Here is a 17,983-nt window from a genome sequence, read left to right on the forward strand (position 1 = left end):
GTTTCAATCACATTTTTTTCCATGACTCAGTGCTTTTCCGAGGCTTATTCCATGTCACTGTTACGCCGTTGGTTTGATCCAATCCGATCGAGTTGGTTTTATGCAAAACCCACCCGTCAAGAGGTGTTACCCACGGCACAAGGGCTAAAAATTTATTTACGTTTAGATGATGTGTATAGCTATTTAGCTGTGCAACAATTAACCCAATTGGATGATATTTTAAATGATGATTTGAAGCCACTGAAAATCATTATTTCGGATACGACCGCTGAACCACCTAATGGTATGAGTATTGAGGAATGGCGGAATTATAGTCTGAATGATGCCAAGATTTTAGCCAATCAGCACCGCTTTAGTTATGACGAAGAAAAACCAGAACAACCCACACAAGAAGCCTTACAGCAAGCCGAAATTATTTTGCGTAATACCCCATTAACAGGTCAAAATTTTCTGTATTTACTTGAAGATGTGTTCCATATGTTGTGGCAGCAACAATACGGAAAATTACGAATGCTGTTTGTAATGGCAAGTAAACAACAAAAAGAACAACATTTTCCAGAAAGAATCTTTGATCATACGCCTGTTTTAGAAAGCTATTTTGAATTTGGTGGGCGTAAATATCATGCAGTTGATGATTTATTACGTTTAACACGCCGTTTAAAACAGCAAAAATTATTGATTGATAATCCTATTTTCTTGATTAATCACATCGAGTGGCGTGAACATCTGATGAGTGATGCTGAGGAGCTTGCTGAAATTCAAGCGATGCATCCTGAGTTAAATTTGTATATTGCGCTTGAAGATCCGATCAGTTGGTTATTGCTCGCGTATATTAAAGAAGAACTCGCTAATTATTATAATATTCAGTTGAATGTTTGTCCTTTAACGTATCATGGACGGGACTTTTTTGATTGGAGCTTGGCAAGCCGTTTGTCAAAACGTACCGAAGTAAAGTTTACGCCATTTTGTCGTCCAACGGCGGACAGTATTTTAAATATGGCACAGCTTTTCTATAGTGTGGATGAAGAACAGCGCACCGATGCGATGTATACGATTTTAGAGGCAGTATGGACAAAGGGCAAAGACCCTTCATGTAAAGCACATTTACAAAAATTACAACAAGATCTAGGAATTGAAAAACTTGCAGATGTAGATGTCGCATCGTTCTTAGAGGAAAATGATCAACGTTGTGCAGAGAAGCATCAACCTGATTTTCCAGTGTTAGAACTGACAATTGAAGGAAAACGTTACGTATTTAATAGCTTATATCGCGTTTGGATGATTGAAAGTATTTTCAGTAATGTGTTAGAACAGAAGTACAAAAGTGATAATGATACAGAGCTAAAAGATGCAGAACACCTCAGCAATGAAAAAAGAAAAATGTGAATCACTTGAACAAGCCCGAGTGCATATTGATGAAATTGATCAGGCTTTAATTGAAATGATTGCTGTACGCCAGTTTTATGTCGATCAAGCGACTCGTTTTAAGCGTACTGCTGAAGATGTTCAGTCTCCTGAACGTGTGCAACAGGTCATTAATAAAGTCCGAGAAAAAGCCAATCAATTACACACCGACCCAGATTTGGTTGAAAAGATTTATCGTGAAATGATTCAGCATTTTATTCAACGAGAATTAAAAGAAATTCGCCCATAAATCAAAAGCTGTAGTTTTACTACAGCTTTCTCATTTGAACGTAAGAAAATGATCTTAGGGGTTATTCACCTACACTAAAGCCACGTCCATTATTTTGAATTTCCCATGTTCCAGATTTACGGAACGAGCGAGCTGAAAGATAGGTATCTTCCATAAAGCGGAAATAGATGATTTGACCATCAACTACTTTTGCCCAAATTGAAAATGGCGAGGTAAAACGATAATCTACTTCGACTGAGGTATAAGTGAATTGGCCAAAGACCGCTACATCTTCATTTTCAGCCAAAGCTTGGGTGATTTGGAAATCATTCACTTCCCAATATGTGCCGACATTGGAAAACGTATCAATATAAATTTGACGGCCTCTACGCACGCCGCACCATGGCTCAATCGCTTCAAGTTCTTTATTTTCAAAACTTAGAGACATATAAGTTGCATCTTCTGCAACCAATTTTTCAGCGGCATGTTTAACATTTTCTTTTGATGAATTGGCTAAGAAAGCTAAGACCACATCTTTAGGATTTTTTGTTTTTAATGCATTTTCAATCAAATCATTCGACATTGGATCCACCTACTGTGATGATAAAAATTATGAATGTGATGATCATTATGCTGTGAATAGGATCCCAAAATAAAGTTGGGAAATAATATGCAGAATATCAAAAATAGGATATTCGAAGCCTCAATATTTTATTGAGGCTGACTTCTAAAAAAGCTGATATTTCATTTTAAAAATTTTTTGTAGCATGACCTAAAATATGATGAGGCGCATGTCGTGCTAGGTTTTGTTATTGCTGTCTTTGCGATTGCAGGGATGATTAAAGGGACGATCGGCTTAGGTTTACCTGCTGTGTCGATGGGGTTATTAACCTTAATGATTAGCCCATTTCAAGCAGCGACTTTGTTGATTGTTCCTTCCGTAGTGACCAATATTTGGCAACTTTTTGCAGAAGGGCAGGTTTGGCGTTTAGTGCGCCGTTTTTATCCCTTATTGCTCGGCATTATCCTTGGTTCAGTTTTCAGTATTTTTCCCACTTTAGGACATGCCAATGATCATTTTCACAGTGAAGCGTTATTGGGAGGCATGTTAGCTTTGTATGGGCTTTATGGTTTATTTGCTAAAAAGATGCCAAATCTTGCACCCTATGAAAAATGGTTATCGCCTGTGATGGGCTATTTGGGAGGTGCATTAACTGTGGCAACGGGTGTAGTGGTTATTCCTGTGGTGCCTTATTTACAGTCTTTACAACTAAAACGTGACGATTTGGTACAGTCTTTAGGTTTGGCATTTACCGTATCGACTTTTTGTTTAGCTGCTTTTTTACACTTCAACCCCGTGGATGATACGCCCATCGATTATCAACTGTCTTTGATGGCCTTATTTCCTGCACTCATAGGGATGTGGTTAGGTACAAAAATCCGTTATCGCATCTCCGAACAAAAGTTCCGTAAAGTATTTTTCTTCGGCTTAGTAATTTTTGGTATGTACTCGGTTTTACACCAATTGGGTGTGCTTTAACAATGCTATGAATCAGTCCAAAATCAATTTAGTTTTTTGTGAAATGAGAAATTGAGCAAAGTGTTGATAAGCGGTAGGAAGTATATCGAACTGTGTAGCCGCCAATAATAATTTACGATTTGCCCAAGCACCTGACAGTTCAATTTGATGAAATTTATACAATTTATTCAAACGTTGTGCTGCACGTTTTGGAATGATAGCCACTCCGACACCATCAGCAACGACGTGTGCAATCGCTGCAAAATTGGGTAAACGTAAGCGATATTGCATCGTGCAATTTAAGCGTTTGGCTTGTGCTTCAATGGACTGTTGTAAAGAATGATATTGCATCAGTCCCACAAAGGGATAATTTAAAATTTCGGATAAATTTAAAGTTTCGGATAAATTTAAAGTTTTATGCTGCGTGAGCGCATGTTGTTGTGGGCAGATCAGCACCAAAGGATCGGGTGAAAAGTCTAAAGTGTGTAGATTTCGGGAATTAAAAAAACTAGAAATTAAGCCTAGCTGAGCAGTGCCTTTTTCAATTGCTTGAATAATATCGTGACTTTCAGCTTCTTTGAGTTCAATTTGAATATGCGGATTTTCGACTAAATATTGTGGTAAAAGTATCGGTAAATATTCACTTTGTGCCGATGAATTACACCATAAAGTCACCTGTGTTGCTAAGTCTTGCGCAAAGGGAGACATGGCGTGTTGGAGCTGCTGTTCTTGTTGAATCAGTCGTTGTGCTTGTTCAGTAAAGACTTGACCTGCAACAGTTAATTTCACACCCAATGCATGACGGGTAAAGAGCGTGGTATTAAATTGTTGTTCAAGTTTTTTAATACGTTCACTGGCTGCTTGTAATGAAATGGCAGAACGTTCAGCCCCCTTAGTCAGGCTACCGGTATCCACAATATTTAAAAATAAATGTAAATCGAAAAAGTCGAAACGCATAATAAACAACAGTGAAATGGGCTTTTCATATATTAAACAGGATTTTGTTGAAATAGCGCAGTGTTCTTGTATGTTCATCAAAGAAATTTTGGACATAACGACAAAGCACACCGTAATGTTCTTTGTCGAAGCTCTATGATTGAAGGAAAATTTTGTAGCCTTGACAAGCAAATTATTCGGCAGCATCCTCAATCACAGGTGCATCAATTACTGTGGGATCTGAAGTGTCATCTGTTGTAGATGTTTTAGTTTCAGTATTTGTGGTCTCGATATTTGCTGTTTCAACTACATCATTTGCTGCAGCCATCGCGGCATCGAGCGCATCATCTGCCCATGCACTAGACATGATGCTAGAAAAGAAGATGACAAATGCAATTTTTTTCAAATTCATGGGAATATCCTATATCTTTATTGTAATGATGAAGTTCTCATTTTCGCTATCATTTAAACTTCAACAAAAATATAGAAAAACATTTTTCGCTTTACAAGTGTGTCATTTTGAAAAAAATTGCGCATTTCGGTCAACTATTTCGAGTGAAATGCAAAAATAGCTGAGATATTTTTGCCGAATTTTCAATAACGCAACTTAGCCTCTTCGCAGAGTTTTGTTATAGTAGATAAAATTTTAAACATAGATTTAGGAAGATCAGCATGTCAGCTACTCCACGCATTGGTATTTTGGGTGCAGGTGGTCGTATGGGTCGTACATTGATCCAAGCGGTACAACAAGCAGGTTATCAATTGGCAGCAGCCGTTGAGCGCCCAGAAAGTTCATTAATTGGTGCAGATGCAGGTGAGCTTGCAGGCATTGGTGCTGTTGGCGTGAAAGTCGTGGGTAGCTTGGAAGAAGTACTTGCAGATGTGGACGTTGTAATTGATTTTACTGCACCTGCGGCAACTGAAAATAACTTAAAACTCTGCCGTGAAGCAGGTGTGGCGATGGTGATTGGTACCACGGGCTTTTCAGAAGAACAAAAACAAGTTTTAAATGAATCAGCAACGCAAACACCTGTGGTTTATGCCGCAAACTACTCTGTGGGTGTGAATGTATCGATTAAATTACTTGAGCTTGCTGCAAAAGTTTTTGGTGATACGGTGGATATTGAAATCATTGAAGCACACCATCGCCATAAAGTAGATGCACCATCAGGTACAGCACTGATGATGGGTGAGGCGGTTGCTGATACTTTAGGTCGTGATTTGAAGAAAGTCGCTGTTTATGGTCGTGAAGGGCATACAGGTCCACGTGAACGTGAAACTATTGGTTTTGAAACCATCCGTGGTGGTGATATTGTCGGTGAACATACGGTGATGTTTATTGGTGAAGGCGAGCGTGTTGAAGTGACCCATAAAGCCACCAGTCGCATGAACTTTGCATCGGGTGCGGTACGTGCAGCGGCATGGGTTGTAGGTAAAGATGCTAAAAAATACGATATGAAAGATGTTTTAGGTTTAAATGATATTCAAGCTTAAAGCATAATCCATTATGATCTAAAACAACGAAATCAATTTGAATAAAAAAAATGAAAAAAACAGTGATGTTTCTTGCAGGTGTAGTCAGTGCCATGAGCCTGACTACACAGGCTGCTGCTCCAAATGATATCAAGCTTAGCCTTGACAAAAACAATATCAAAGTATGGACATTTAAAGCCCCGAACAATACGGTGATGTCTTATAAAGCAGAAACCACTTTGGATGTGCCGATTGAACGTGCGGTTGCATTGGTTTTTGATGTGAATAATGCGCCAAAATGGGTGCCGAATGTGGCGAAAGCTGAAGTACTTTCCCGTGATGATAAAAAAGGTGAATTTACGCTCTATATGGTTTTGGATTTTCCATTTCCACTCAAAGACCGTGATATGGTGGTGAAAGGAAAAATTTCCAAAGACAGTAATGGTGTAATCAGCATTAAAAATAAAGCGATTACACAAGGTAAAGCCCCGAATGCGAACTTTGTACGTTTAAGGAACTATGAAGGTGATTGGACTTTCCAAAAATTAGCAGCCAATAAAGTTAAAGTCAGTACCACAGGATTTGCCGATCCCGAAGGCGCTATTCCACAAAGTGTGACCAACATGCTAGTCGAGCAGCAGCCGTATCAGATGTTGCAAAAAATGAAAGCTGAGTTGGCTAAAAATAAGGCATTGCCTGCGTTACCTGAAATTTTAAAATAAATCGTACAAAAGTGAAGATCTAAAAATCCCACCCATTTGATAGTGGGATTTTTTATTTACGATTTAGATGAATACTGAAGTTTTGCCTCAGGTAAGCGCATTTGCAGCCAAACTAAGAGTAGCCCTAGAGCGGTGAGTAGCGCACCTGTAATCGATACCATAACATAGCTCATGCCTAGACTGAGTACGGCACCGCCTGCTGCTGCACCCACAGCATTTCCTAAGTTAAATGCCCCAATATTGACAGATGATGCCAAACCAGGTGCCTCATGTGCCACAGACATGACGCGCATTTGTAAGGGAGGAACTACAGCAAAAGCGGCTGTGCCCCACACCACCAATGCCAAAGCTGCACCGATATGCGTAGTTGCCAAAATAGGGAAGAGCAACATGGACAGCATCAGCAATAACAAAAAGCCGGTCAGGGTTTTAGTTAAAGATTTGTCTGCAAGTGTACCGCCTAAATGATTCCCAATCGAAAAACCCACCCCGATCAGCACCAGCATGAACGTAATAAAGCCTGGACTTGCATGGGTAATATTTTGCAGTGTTGGGGCAATATAGGTGTACAAGGTAAACATTGCACCTGCGCTCATCACCGTGGTGAGTAAGGCAAGCATGACAGGTAGACGGGTCAGCACCTTTAATTCAGCTTTGACATTGGGACGTTGTCCCGCAGTTCCCTCAGGCAATGCCTTCCATAGGCACAACATAGTGACGACACCCAAAACAGCAATAGTGGCAAAGGACGTGCGCCAACCAATATTTTGCCCAACCCATGTGGCAAGCGGAACACCGCCAATATTGGCAATGGTCAACCCCATAAACATGGTGGCAACGGCACTGGCTTGCTTTTCTTTTGGAACGACGCTGGTTGCAACAATGGAACCTATCCCAAAAAACACGCCATGATTCAAACTGGTCAGAATTCGTGCGCTCATCAGTCCCCAATAATTGGGTGCTATGGCAGCTAAAATATTTCCGACCGTAAAAATACTCATAGCAAGAATCAGGGCTTTACGTTTGGAAAAATGTCCAAACCAAAGCGTCATGATCGGTGCTCCAATCATCACACCTAAGGCATAGGCGGTGATCAGCATACCTGCGGTGGGAATGGAAATATTCAGGTTTTCCGCAATCTGGGGCAAGAAGCCCATGGGGGAAAATTCTGTGGTGCCAATGGCAAAAGCCCCAATGGCAAGCGCAAATAAAGGGAAATTAATTTTCATTGTGGATCAGTCCCAAATCGGCGCTAAGCCTTCAGGATTAACCTCTCGTCCGTTGCGTTCCAACTCTGCAATCATCTGCATTTCCTCAGCAGTCAGTTGGATGTCTTGTGCTTTTAGATTGGCGATCAGATTTTCACGTTTGGTTGATGATGGAATCACAGAGAAGCCTTTTTGCAATGCCCAAGCCAAGGCAATTTGTGCAGTCGATGCTTGATGATGTTGAGCAATTTCAGCCAAAACAGGGTCTTGCAAGACTTTGCCATATGCCAAAGTCATATATGAAGTTACATCAATATTTTGCGCTTGTAAAAACTCAACAACTTTACGGTTTTGTAAATACGGACTGAGTTCAATCTGATTGGTGGCAATATTTTCCACACCCACCGCAGCAATCGCTTGTTGGGTCAAATCAATATTGAAATTTGAAATACCCATATGTTTGGTCAGACCTTGCTGTTTTGCCTGTAACAGGTTTTGCATCATTTCAGCCACGGAAATACCTGTACTTGGTGCAGGCCAATGGATTAGCGTTAAATCTACCGCATCCGTTCTGAGTTTTTGTAAGCTGTCTTTTAAACTTGGAATCAGTTTGTCTGGTGAATAATGTTCTGTCCAAATTTTTGTGGTGATAAATAACTCATTTCGGTTGATGTGGCTTTCAGCAATCGCTTGCCCCACTTCTGCTTCATTGCCATAGATTTGTGCCGTATCAATAGCACGATAACCGACATCCAAAGCCGTTTTTACCGAATCAATGACGGTTTGACCTGTTAGACGGAAAGTTCCGACACCGAATTGCGGAATGATCGTATTCATGGATATTTCACATTGTTTTTGAGATTATGAGTATTGTGCAAGATTTATTGTTGCGGACAAATCTAAGATTCTGCAAAATATTATTGATTTTTAGTCAACAGTAAACTGTGATAGTCATGAAATCCACCTTAGAAGAATTACAGGCATTTATCTCTATTGTTGATAGTGGCTCCATTGTTGGGGCGGCAGAGCAGTTGCATCAAACCACTTCGGGCGTGAGTCGAGCCTTGCAACGCCTTGAAACCAAGTTGAATGTGACCTTACTTGAACGCACCACACGCAAATTAAAATTGACGCAGGAAGGACAAATATTTTTAGAAAAAGCCCGAAAAATCGTTCACGATCTGAATGAAGCAGAGGATGCCTTACTCAAATCAGACAACGATACTTCAGGCATTGTACGGGTCGACTCCGCAACGCCTTTTGTATTGCATGTGATTACGCCGTTGATTCCTGAGTTTCTCGCGCTATATCCCAATATTCAGATTGAACTAAACAGTAATGACCAAATTATTGATCTGCTTGAACATAAAACAGATGTTGCCATTCGTTTTGGACAATTAACCGATTCAAGTCTGCATGCTCGCTTGTTGTGTAAGAGTCGTTTATATATTGTGGCAAGTCCTGAATATTTAACGTGAATTCGGCTTAAGCAGATTTTAATTCAATAGGTTTTAAAATCTGCTGAATTCCTGAATTATATCCATTCACAAGTACCAACGCATATAAGGTTAAAGCTGAGAATATTGTCGTCAATAATCCTATTTTTGATCTATGGCGAGTGTGTTCAAGATCAAATTGACTTTTCATCAAATTAAATGGTGCTTCAATAATTCCACGTTTTTTTAATACAGCATGATCAAATGGATCTAAAACTTGTGGTTTCATATTTCTTTTTACACGTGTAATCAGTTGAACACCAACTTCTGCAAGGCGATCCTTCCAATTCTTACCAATATAGCCACGATCACCAAACAACTTACCTTTTAATTTTGAGTGTTCTATTAATTCTGGTAATACTTTACGGTCATCAACGTTACCTGTTGTTATACAATAAGAAACTAAGCGTCCAACATGATCGCAAATCAAATGAATTTTGAAACCATAAAACCAATCTACAGAGGTTTTCCCCCGACTTGCACTGTCTACAAATACACGGTGTTGCTGAATACGTTTATTATGACACACAGCTAATTTGGTAGAATCAATAAAAGCAATTCCAGAGGATTGCACCTTTAAACTCTCAATAAGAGCGACAAAATACATCACATATTTTGCTTTTAATTCAATGAATCGGTTATAGCTAGGTAAGTTTGGAAAGTAAGAGCAAAGAAAAGGCTTAGCCCAATAAAGATAAAAAGCCTTGAAGTTTCTACTCCCTGTTAGATGAAACCACAATAATAAAGTGAGAACTTCAGAAGCACTGATTTTACTTTGGCGCAATCGCTTAGCTTGTCCTGAAGTAAGCCTATATTGTTCAACATTGTTGGTAATATCAGCACAAAAATCATCAATTAAACAAAAAAGTGTTGTAAGCTGTGTATCGATAGGCATTTGAGGTTATTCAGTTTTTTGTCGTGATTAAATTGTGACTCAAATGCCTATTCTTTATCAAATTTCTTATCCCGAATTCACGTTATTTAGCAAAAAATGGCAAGCCGCAAACGCCAAAGGACATTCTCAGCCATCAACAAATCGGTTTTAGTAAAGTGGCGCATCTCAATACTTGGCCGATTCAGGTTGATGGTCAGTATTTGACGATTCAGCCTCAAATTAAGGCGTCAAGTGGAGAAACAGTACGGCAATTATGCGTGGGTGGATTTGGGATCGCACGCTTATCTGCATTTGAAATTATGCAAGATTTAAAGCAAGGGCGATTGGTGGCTTTATTTGAAGATCAAATCGAGTTATATGAGCAGAGCATCCATGCCGTGTATTATCAGCAAGAGCACTTGCCGAAGCGTGTCCGTTTATTCATTGAGTTTTTAGCGCAAAAGCTGTCAAAGTATCGATAGTTTTTTGTGGCGGTAAATCCAAACTGAGCAAATTTTGTTTGCTATTTTGTGTTTGATTGACCAAACGCACTTCAAAATGTTGAGCAGTATCCTGCTGACATTCAAAATTTAAATTCTGCTGTGTCGGCATGTTGAGGCGCATCGTAATGTCACTGCTGACACGGTAAGTGTATGCTCTAATCGGTGCTGTATGTTGTAAAGTCGGCTGTAAATGTTCAAGTTGATATTCGCCCAATCGTTGCGTTTTTAAAAATCCTTCAATCAATGATTTACAGATAAAATGTTGTTGCTGTGCGATTTGATTGGTGGCTTGGGGTTGGCAGGCACTGAGCAATAAAGCTGTCGTCAGTAACGTGAATATTCTCATTATTTTCTCCTTTCAAATCATTTCAGTTGCAAGATGGGGCTGTGAAAGAAGCATAAATCTGATAGCTTTCTGGGTACAGATACAACAAATACTAAAATTTGGGTACAGATATGGCATTTCAATACCAAAGTTTGGCACAGCAACTTGCACAGAAAATTTATAGTGGTGAATTGACAGTCGGGCAGCGTTTGAGTTCATTACGTCAATTTGCCGAGCAGCAAAGCATTAGTCTGAATACTGCAAAAAGTTGCTATGAATTGCTTGAAGCACAAGGCTTGATTTATGTGAAGGAAAAGTCAGGTTATTTTGTGCAATCACAACAGGATGCACAACGCATTGCTGTACCTGATCATCCGAGTTTTCCATCCCGACCACGTGAAGTGTCAAATTTAGAATTACAAATACAAATTCATGAAGCCTCTGCCAATAACCGTTTGGTACATTTAGGTTCGATCCAGTTGTCACCTGATTTCGTGCCTGTAGAAGCCCTGAGACGTTCGATTCAACGTGCACTAAAACACTGTAAACCTGAGGATTTTTTATATAATAATCGGCAAGGTCATCCCACTTTACGTGAAGCGCTGTCCGCGCATTGGGCGGAAGATGGCTTTTATATTGCCAAAGAGGATATTTATATCAGCAATGGTTGCATGCCTGCATTGTCCATGATGATTCAGAGTGTCAGCCATGAAGGTGATAGTATTATCGTGCCCACGCCCAACTATAATGGGCAATTGCAACTGTTGGCATTGTTAAAGCGCAAGATCATTGAAATTCCTGCCGATACTGAGGGTTTTGACTTGCAGCGTTTAGAACAAGCCATGCAAAAATCAGGTGCAAAAGTCTGTTTATTGACTGCAAATTTTCAAAATCCTTTGGGCTTTTGTCTGAGTAATGCTGAAAAAGAAAAAATTGCTCAACTTGCTGAAAAATATCAGTGTTATGTAATTGAAGATGATATTTATGCCGAATGTAGTTTCAATGCCAAACGTCCTTTACCGATCAAATATTGGGATCGTGCAGGTTATGTGATTTATTGCAGTTCGATTTCCAAGTCTTTATCACCATCTTATCGTTTGGGGTGGTTTTGTTTGCCACAGCGTTTGAAGCATTTGCATGCCAAGTTGATTTTACAAAATGTGTCGGTGAATACGCCGTTGCAGTTGGGGCTTGCCGATTTGATTTTTAGTCGGGCGTATCGTCAGCATTTAAGTGAATTAAGACCTAAATTGATGGCACAGGTGGAGCAATATCGTCAGTTTATTTCACAGGCTTTTCAGGGCGTGGAGATTCGATTGAATCAACCGCAGGGCAGTTATGCATTGTGGTTACAGTTTCCTGAACAGGTGGATAGTTTGGCGCTGTATTATCATGCGCAAAAGCACAGTATTAATATTGTTCCGGGTTTAATTTTTGGTGAAGATAATCGTTATAACAATTGTATTCGTTTAAATGCAGGGCATCAGTTATCGGATGAGATTCGAGCGGCGATTGTGTTGTTAGCGGATTGGGTGAGAGGGGAGTTAGCTTCTGAAAATGTGGCTTAATTTATACATTTAATCCCTCCCTTGCGCAGTAATACTGCTCACCTTTGAAAAAGGGAGGAGCTTTGCGAATTAGACGTCTAGCCAATACGTAACATTCTCCTCTTTGAAAAAGATGAGTAGCAAGAGGAGGAAGGTTTTTAATTACCTTTCCCCTTACGAAACAGTGTTTCTCATCTCCTGAAAGGAGAGGGAATTTTAATTATGAATTATAAGTATTTTAAAATGATCTGTAATTTGGATATCTGACTTAAAAATCCGCCTTTAACACAATGCGATAACGTGCCTGTCCTGAGTGTAGTCGCTCCAAAGCATCATTAATTTTTGACATCGGATAAAGCTCAATTTGTGGTGCAATGTTTTTACGCGCAGCAAACTGTAGCAATTGACGTAAGGCAAATGGTGAACCCGTTGGTGAGCCTGTCACTGATTTTGCGCCACTGATTAAAGTTCCCGCAGGAATTGGCATTGGGTCAAGAACCATACCCAACATATGAATCGTACCATTGGGTGCAAGTGTGTTCAGGTAGGCTTTCCAATCTAGGCTGACATTGACTGTACACAGTAACAGATCAAATTTGCCACGTTGTGTTTTTAAAGCATCAACATCACGGCTATTGACCACATGATCTGCGCCCATGGCTTTGAGTTCATCGGTCTTATCCAGACTTGAGGTAAAAGCTGTAATTTCACAGCCCCAAGCTTTCAGTAGTTTAATCGCCATATGACCTAGACCACCAATGCCAATGACACCAACATGGTGAATGGCTTGAATCTGATGCTTTAAAATGGGGTCAAATACAGTGATCCCCCCACACAGTAAAGGTCCTGCACTTTCAGGTTCTAGGTCTTCAGGTAGAGGAATAATCCATTGCCAACCTGCACGGACTTTATCGGCAAAACCACCTGCATGCCCAACAATGGTCGCTGTTTTACCCCCTGTACAAAGGACTTGTTGACCACTGACACAAGGGTCACAGTGTTGGCAGCTTTCCGCAGTCCAACCAATGCCGACACGCTGTCCGACTTTTAAGCCTTTGGCTTCTGAACCAAGTTGAGTAATCGTACCAATAATCTCATGACCACCCACCACAGGATAAACAGCATTGCCCCATTCATTGTTGATCACGGAAACATCGGAGTGACAAAGTCCGCAATATTCGACTTTGACTTCAACTTGATGCGCTTGTAATTCGCCTGCATCAAATGTGTAAGGTACAAGTGTGGCACCTGCTTGCAAAGCTGCATAAGCATGGATGGTATTATCTGTCATGTGAATCCTTCCTGTTATTTTGAGTTTTTAATGAAAAATATCAGCGAAATGCGCAATCATTTTCATGGTCATTGACCATACCTACCGCCTGCATAAAAGCATAGACTGTGGTTGGTCCAACAAATTTAAAGCCTTTTTTCTTTAAGGTTTTCGATAACTGCTGACTGATTTCAGTCTGAGCAGGGGCGAGTTTGTAGTCAGGTACATCATTGATCTGCTGTTTCTGATCGACAAAATCCCATAGCCATTGGACAGGATCTAAACCTTCAGCTTTCATGTTTTGCCAAGCGATGGCATTGTCACGAATGGCTTTGAGTTTACCAAGATGACGAATTAGACCTGCATCCTGTAATTTATAGTCAAGATGCTGATCGGTCAGTTGCGCAATTTCAGCAATAGGACGATGAAAAAAATGCGTCCGATAAGCTTCGCGTTTTTTCAGGACGGTAATCCATGACAGACCTGCTTGCTGTCCTTCTAGACACAGCATTTCAAATAAATGCTGTTCATTGTGATTGGGCTTGCCCCATTCATGATCATGGTAATGGATATAAATCGGGTCATTGGAGCACCAGCCACAACGCTTATTTGTCATTTTTAAGTGCTCCTGAATTTTATTTTTTAAAGTTTAAATTCGACCCATTGATCGGTTTTATTGTCCCAATAAAATAATTCAGACTGTTGCAGCTCGTTGAAATTTAGCCACAAATCTTTACCTGTCTTATCTGCAAAACCTGTACTGATCAGCAAAGCTTCATCGGTGATTTCCATAATCCAGCCTTGATGGCTTTGTCCATTAAAGACAATTTTTTGTTGATTGCCTGATTCTGCAAATTCAACCAAACGCTCAAGCACTGCTTCTGACATGGAATATTCCTAACTGATTTTTAAATAAAAAACTATCTTAAATAAGGGTAAGGGTTGACTGCGCCACGCCCTTTACCGTTTAAGTATAATCCATAGTGCAAATGAGGGGCAGTATGTCGTGCATTTCCTGTATTGCCGACATAGCCAATTAGTTCACCACGACGGACATAGTCGCCTTCTTTTAAACCACGTTTATGTCCATTTAAATGTGCATAATAATGATAAGCCCCACTCGGCCCCATGATCCAAATGACTGTGCCACCTAAGTTATTCCCTTTGAGGCTAGTCACTAAGCCTTCAGTGGTACTATAAACTTTTGTTCCACGTGGAGCCAAAATATCAATACCCTCGTGACTACGTCCTGCACTACGAGATGCTCCCCAAGTGTCAGTCAAATTTTTTGCTTTGATTCCTTCTACAGGAATAGGTAAGCGGTTTGGCATCGACATTGATTTTAGTTTTAAAATCGTATTTTGAGGTAAAGGGCTTGGTTTTTTAGGTGTAGTGGTACAAGCACTGATGAACATTGCAAAACATACAAGCAAACTATAACGAAAATAAAATGACACGAGAAATCCTAATTTATTCATTGTTCAAGTTTTAAAAGTACAGATGAAAATTGAAAATAAGTGGTGAATACCCGTGTCTGACTATGTCATATCTCAACCGCTGAGATCAATTTTTTCATGGCAGTTGGAATGCCCATTTGTGTAGCTTTTTGTGGCGAAAGCCATTCACCGCTCAGTTCTGCTTGCAGATATTCCTGTTGATCAGGCTCAATCTGGAAAATATGAGCATTTAAAATCCAGGTGAAATGGGTAAAGCTATGTGAAATTTGTACAGGTTTAACTTTAGAAATCAGCTTAAAACGCTTACAGATGTTTTCAAATTCAGCATCATCCTCAAGAATAGGTAAACTCCATAAACCACCCCATAAACCACTGTTTGGACGTTGTTGCCATAACCATTGTTGGTCTGACTGAATCAGTAAAACTTTGGCTGTTTTTACAGGGACAGGCTTTTTCGGCTTCTTATAAGGCAGTTCTGTTTCTAAACCTTGCTGATGCGCTTGGCAGTGTTGTTGCATTGGGCAATATAGGCATAGCGGTTTTTTCGGCGTACAAATGGTTGCACCCAAATCCATAATGGCTTGCGTATAATCATGATTACGTTCAGTTGGGCACAGTGCTTCTGCACGTTGCCACATTTCCCGTTCATGAATGGGTTTACTCAAATCATCTTCGATGGCAAAAAAACGTGCCAATACACGTTTGACATTGCCATCCATAATCACGCCATACTGACGTAAACCGAGAGACATCAGCGCGCCCCCCGTTGAACGACCAATACCAGGTAGCTCAACCCATTGTTCAAGCTTTGCAGGAAAATGTCCTTGTTGGCTGACAATAGCCGCTGCTTTATGCAGATTACGTGCACGAGCGTAATAACCTAAACCTGCCCAATACGGAGCAACGTCATCCCAAGAAGCTTTGCCTAAGTCATCTACAGTTGGAAAACGGTCAATAAAAGGCTCAAAATATTGTAAGACAGTTTTCACTTGCGTCTGTTGCAACATGATTTCGGAGACCCATACTTTGTACGGATCATCCGCGACTTGCCAAGGTAAATCATGACGACCATGTTGGTCAAACCATGTGAGGAGTGCATCTGAAAATGAAAACTGCGACATGCTGACTTCGAATGAAAAAGAGGGTATTAGTATAGCGAAACTTAGGAGAGTGCATGTGAGAGAATATTGAGATTAAAAAAGACGCCGTAGCGTCTTTGATAGTTTAAAGAAAAAAATTATTGCTTAGAGGTCACGCCCCAACGTTGATCTAGGACCAAAACTTGATCTTGATAACGGGGAATAATATGGATGTGAAAATGTTCAGTATGTTCATCAGCAAAGACATCACCATCATTAAATGCAATGTGGAAACCTGCTGGCTGATGACGGATTTTTAATTCATTACGTGCCAGTTCAAGTAAGCTAGATAAGCTTTTTCTTTCTTTTTCAGAGACATCAAAAAAAGAAGTGATATGGCGTAAAGGAACAATCACAGAATGCCCTTTCGAAAGTGGATTTGGCTCAGGCAAAATTGCACCAAACTCATTTTTGGCAATAATATCGTATTCGTCAAAATTGCAATAAGGGCAGTTTAAGTCAGTCATCTCAATATCCTCTCGAAATTATTTGATTTTTTAATGTCTAATATAATGTAAACCTTATTTCAGTTGGCGCTGTAACAGTTCATACATTGCAGCTAGACTTTGTTGTTCAGCTTCAGCGTTATAACCTAGATCCACATTATTTGCTTTTGCACGTTCATCTGCTAAAGGGTTACTAAAGCCGTGTTTAGCACCTTCAAATACAATAACTTCATGTGGGATGTGAGCAGCATGCATTTCCTGTTTAAATTCAGCAATCGCATCGAGCGATAACATACTGTCTAATTCACCATGTAAAACCAATAATTCAGCTTGAATATTTTGAGCATCACCTGCTTGGCGTGGTGCAACATTGGCAGCATGGAAGGTTGCGACAGCTTTAAGTGCTGCTCCTGTACGTGCGAGATCAAGTACCACTTTGCCACCATAACAAAAACCAATGGCAGCCAAACGTGATGCATCTACTTCCGATTGAGCTGCCAAAGTATTTAAGCCTGCAGTTGCACGCTCAACAATGGTATTTTCATTTTCAAAGGTTTGTGTCATCCATTCACTGGCTTGCGGTACATTTGTGGTGACTTTCTTGTCGCCATACATATCGATGGCTAGGGCAGCATAGCCATGTTCAGCAAGCTCACGCGCACGTTGTTCTGTATATTCATTACGACCCCACCATTCTGGCGCAACGATCACACCTGCTACTGGTGTATCAGAAACAGGACTTGCAAAATAACCAATCAGCGTTGTGCCGTCTTGGGCTTGATAAGAAATTTCACGTGTTGTAATCGTCATTGCCATGCTATAAATCCTTGTATAATTTTGAGAATACTTTGATTAAAACATAGTTTTTGAGTTTTCAAATGACTTTATACACAATAATGTACATAGAAATGTGAGAAATTATTATGTGCATTGCAGTGGTGTTCAATCTTATTTATTGATTGAATAATCACATAATATAATGATGTTTTAGAAAAATGACTCCATATTTCTAAAAAAATTGTCATGATGGCGTGCAAAAACATGAGCATTCATGAGCAAAGAGCCGTATATAGAAATAAAAAAAGAAGGAATATTCCTTCTTTTTTTGATGATACTGGAATGAAACTTAGACACGTCCGCGTGAAATAAATCCTACAATGGCAAGGATCACTGCGACAACCAATAAGATCACTGCAAAATCTTTAGACATGCCAGCGACACCACCAAAACCTAACAGACTTGCAATAAGTGCAATCACTGCAAAGATAATCGCCCAACGAAACATAATTATTCTCCCATGTTTTTATACTGTTCATATACGAGTATAAAAATCTGCAGGATTGCAATGTAGCTGAGTTTTGTTGCAAAGGTATAAATTGTATAAATTTAAGTAAATGATTTGTAATTTGAAAATCTAAAATAATTCTCACCTAAA

The 17,983-nt window shown here is 39.9% G+C and carries 21 protein-coding genes and 2 pseudogenes; 8 read left to right on the top strand and 15 right to left on the bottom strand.

The features are described from left to right. Positions 1–51 precede the first annotated feature (51 nt). Positions 52–1,386: a hypothetical protein gene (locus G0028_RS00170; RefSeq protein ID WP_180047506.1), complete on the top strand. Its 1,335-nt coding sequence runs from the start codon at positions 52–54 to the stop codon at positions 1,384–1,386. Next, positions 1,367–1,654: a chorismate mutase gene (locus G0028_RS00175; RefSeq protein ID WP_130075410.1), complete on the top strand. Its 288-nt coding sequence runs from the start codon at positions 1,367–1,369 to the stop codon at positions 1,652–1,654. Before G0028_RS00170 ends, G0028_RS00175 begins: the two co-directional genes overlap by 20 nt. Before the next feature lie 61 nt (positions 1,655–1,715). Here the strand turns inward: G0028_RS00175 and G0028_RS00180 are convergent, their stop codons facing one another. Continuing rightward, the gene (locus G0028_RS00180; RefSeq protein WP_130075404.1) at positions 1,716–2,216 is read right to left on the bottom strand and encodes a nuclear transport factor 2 family protein; all 501 of its coding nucleotides are present in this window, start codon (positions 2,214–2,216) and stop codon (positions 1,716–1,718) included. Positions 2,217–2,429: 213 nt separating this feature from the next. On the opposite strand from G0028_RS00180, the gene G0028_RS00185 reads away from it, so the two are divergent. Then, positions 2,430–3,173: a sulfite exporter TauE/SafE family protein gene (locus tag G0028_RS00185; protein ID WP_180047505.1), complete on the top strand. Its 744-nt coding sequence runs from the start codon at positions 2,430–2,432 to the stop codon at positions 3,171–3,173. Between the two features lie 12 nt (positions 3,174–3,185). On the opposite strand, the gene G0028_RS00190 is transcribed toward G0028_RS00185, so the two are convergent. Continuing rightward, the gene (locus G0028_RS00190) at positions 3,186–4,109 is read right to left on the bottom strand and encodes a LysR family transcriptional regulator (protein WP_180047504.1); all 924 of its coding nucleotides are present in this window, start codon (positions 4,107–4,109) and stop codon (positions 3,186–3,188) included. A 172-nt stretch (positions 4,110–4,281) separates the two neighbouring features. Beyond that, positions 4,282–4,500 carry a hypothetical protein gene (locus G0028_RS00195; RefSeq protein ID WP_180047503.1) on the bottom strand — a complete coding sequence of 73 codons (219 nt, stop codon included), beginning with the start codon at positions 4,498–4,500 and terminating at the stop codon, positions 4,282–4,284. A gap of 260 nt (positions 4,501–4,760) precedes the next feature. On the opposite strand from G0028_RS00195, the gene dapB reads away from it, so the two are divergent. Together dapB and G0028_RS00205 are read left to right on the top strand one after the other, a co-directional pair. After that, on the top strand, positions 4,761–5,582 hold the full coding sequence (gene dapB / locus G0028_RS00200; RefSeq protein ID WP_130075472.1) for a 4-hydroxy-tetrahydrodipicolinate reductase: 822 nt from the start codon (positions 4,761–4,763) through the stop codon (positions 5,580–5,582). 50 nt (positions 5,583–5,632) lie between these two features. Next, positions 5,633–6,283, top strand: a complete 651-nt coding sequence (locus G0028_RS00205) for an START domain-containing protein (protein WP_174494090.1) — start codon at positions 5,633–5,635, stop codon at positions 6,281–6,283. Positions 6,284–6,339: 56 nt separating this feature from the next. Here the strand turns inward: G0028_RS00205 and G0028_RS00210 are convergent, their stop codons facing one another. Further along, positions 6,340–7,512, bottom strand: coding sequence for an MFS transporter (locus tag G0028_RS00210; RefSeq protein ID WP_180047502.1), 1,173 nt, complete (start codon positions 7,510–7,512; stop codon positions 6,340–6,342). 6 nt (positions 7,513–7,518) lie between these two features. After that, positions 7,519–8,328: a 2,5-didehydrogluconate reductase DkgB gene (gene dkgB / locus G0028_RS00215; protein WP_180047501.1), complete on the bottom strand. Its 810-nt coding sequence runs from the start codon at positions 8,326–8,328 to the stop codon at positions 7,519–7,521. 116 nt (positions 8,329–8,444) lie between these two features. Between dkgB and G0028_RS00220 the strand changes: the two are divergent. Beyond that, positions 8,445–8,963: pseudogene (locus tag G0028_RS00220) on the top strand (LysR family transcriptional regulator); the annotation flags it as partial. Positions 8,964–8,976: 13 nt separating this feature from the next. On the opposite strand, the gene G0028_RS00225 reads toward G0028_RS00220, so the two are convergent. Beyond that, positions 8,977–9,882: an IS982 family transposase gene (locus G0028_RS00225; protein WP_194088734.1), complete on the bottom strand. Its 906-nt coding sequence runs from the start codon at positions 9,880–9,882 to the stop codon at positions 8,977–8,979. 62 nt (positions 9,883–9,944) lie between these two features. Between G0028_RS00225 and G0028_RS00230 the strand changes: the two are divergent. Next, a pseudogene (locus tag G0028_RS00230) lies at positions 9,945–10,343 on the top strand (LysR substrate-binding domain-containing protein); the annotation flags it as partial. Here the strand turns inward: G0028_RS00230 and G0028_RS00235 are convergent. Beyond that, positions 10,303–10,710 (bottom strand): hypothetical protein, encoded by a 408-nt coding sequence (locus G0028_RS00235; RefSeq protein WP_130075480.1) that lies wholly within the window; start codon positions 10,708–10,710, stop codon positions 10,303–10,305. The pseudogene G0028_RS00230 and the gene G0028_RS00235 sit on opposite strands and share 41 nt — an antisense overlap. Positions 10,711–10,820: 110 nt before the next feature. On the opposite strand from G0028_RS00235, the gene G0028_RS00240 reads away from it, so the two are divergent. Then, complete coding sequence (locus G0028_RS00240; RefSeq protein ID WP_180047813.1) at positions 10,821–12,257, top strand: PLP-dependent aminotransferase family protein; 1,437 nt, start codon at positions 10,821–10,823, stop codon at positions 12,255–12,257. A gap of 247 nt (positions 12,258–12,504) precedes the next feature. Here the strand turns inward: G0028_RS00240 and ahr are convergent, their stop codons facing one another. The 8 genes from ahr to G0028_RS00280 all read right to left on the bottom strand — a co-directional run bounded on the left by ahr (position 12,505) and on the right by G0028_RS00280 (position 17,833). Continuing rightward, positions 12,505–13,527, bottom strand: a complete 1,023-nt coding sequence (gene ahr, locus G0028_RS00245) for an NADPH-dependent aldehyde reductase Ahr (protein WP_130075482.1) — start codon at positions 13,525–13,527, stop codon at positions 12,505–12,507. Positions 13,528–13,567: 40 nt separating this feature from the next. After that, the gene (locus G0028_RS00250; protein ID WP_130075483.1) at positions 13,568–14,122 is read right to left on the bottom strand and encodes a DNA-3-methyladenine glycosylase I; all 555 of its coding nucleotides are present in this window, start codon (positions 14,120–14,122) and stop codon (positions 13,568–13,570) included. Positions 14,123–14,148: 26 nt separating this feature from the next. After that, a complete protein-coding gene (locus G0028_RS00255; RefSeq protein WP_107009059.1) occupies positions 14,149–14,394 on the bottom strand; it encodes a hypothetical protein in 246 nt (81 codons plus the stop codon). Positions 14,395–14,426: 32 nt separating this feature from the next. After that, positions 14,427–14,921 (bottom strand): M23 family metallopeptidase, encoded by a 495-nt coding sequence (locus G0028_RS00260; protein ID WP_227554800.1) that lies wholly within the window; start codon positions 14,919–14,921, stop codon positions 14,427–14,429. Between the two features lie 128 nt (positions 14,922–15,049). Beyond that, positions 15,050–16,084 carry an A/G-specific adenine glycosylase gene (gene mutY / locus G0028_RS00265; RefSeq protein ID WP_180047812.1) on the bottom strand — a complete coding sequence of 345 codons (1,035 nt, stop codon included), beginning with the start codon at positions 16,082–16,084 and terminating at the stop codon, positions 15,050–15,052. Positions 16,085–16,200: 116 nt separating this feature from the next. Further along, on the bottom strand, positions 16,201–16,569 hold the full coding sequence (locus tag G0028_RS00270; RefSeq protein ID WP_130075486.1) for an HIT family protein: 369 nt from the start codon (positions 16,567–16,569) through the stop codon (positions 16,201–16,203). Positions 16,570–16,623: 54 nt separating this feature from the next. Beyond that, positions 16,624–17,364, bottom strand: coding sequence for a dienelactone hydrolase family protein (locus G0028_RS00275; protein ID WP_130075487.1), 741 nt, complete (start codon positions 17,362–17,364; stop codon positions 16,624–16,626). A gap of 310 nt (positions 17,365–17,674) precedes the next feature. Continuing rightward, the gene (locus G0028_RS00280; RefSeq protein WP_130075488.1) at positions 17,675–17,833 is read right to left on the bottom strand and encodes a DUF1328 domain-containing protein; all 159 of its coding nucleotides are present in this window, start codon (positions 17,831–17,833) and stop codon (positions 17,675–17,677) included. Positions 17,834–17,983: the final 150 nt, after the last annotated feature.

Source organism: Acinetobacter piscicola (genome assembly GCF_015218165.1).
Lineage (GTDB): Bacteria > Pseudomonadota > Gammaproteobacteria > Pseudomonadales > Moraxellaceae > Acinetobacter > Acinetobacter piscicola_A.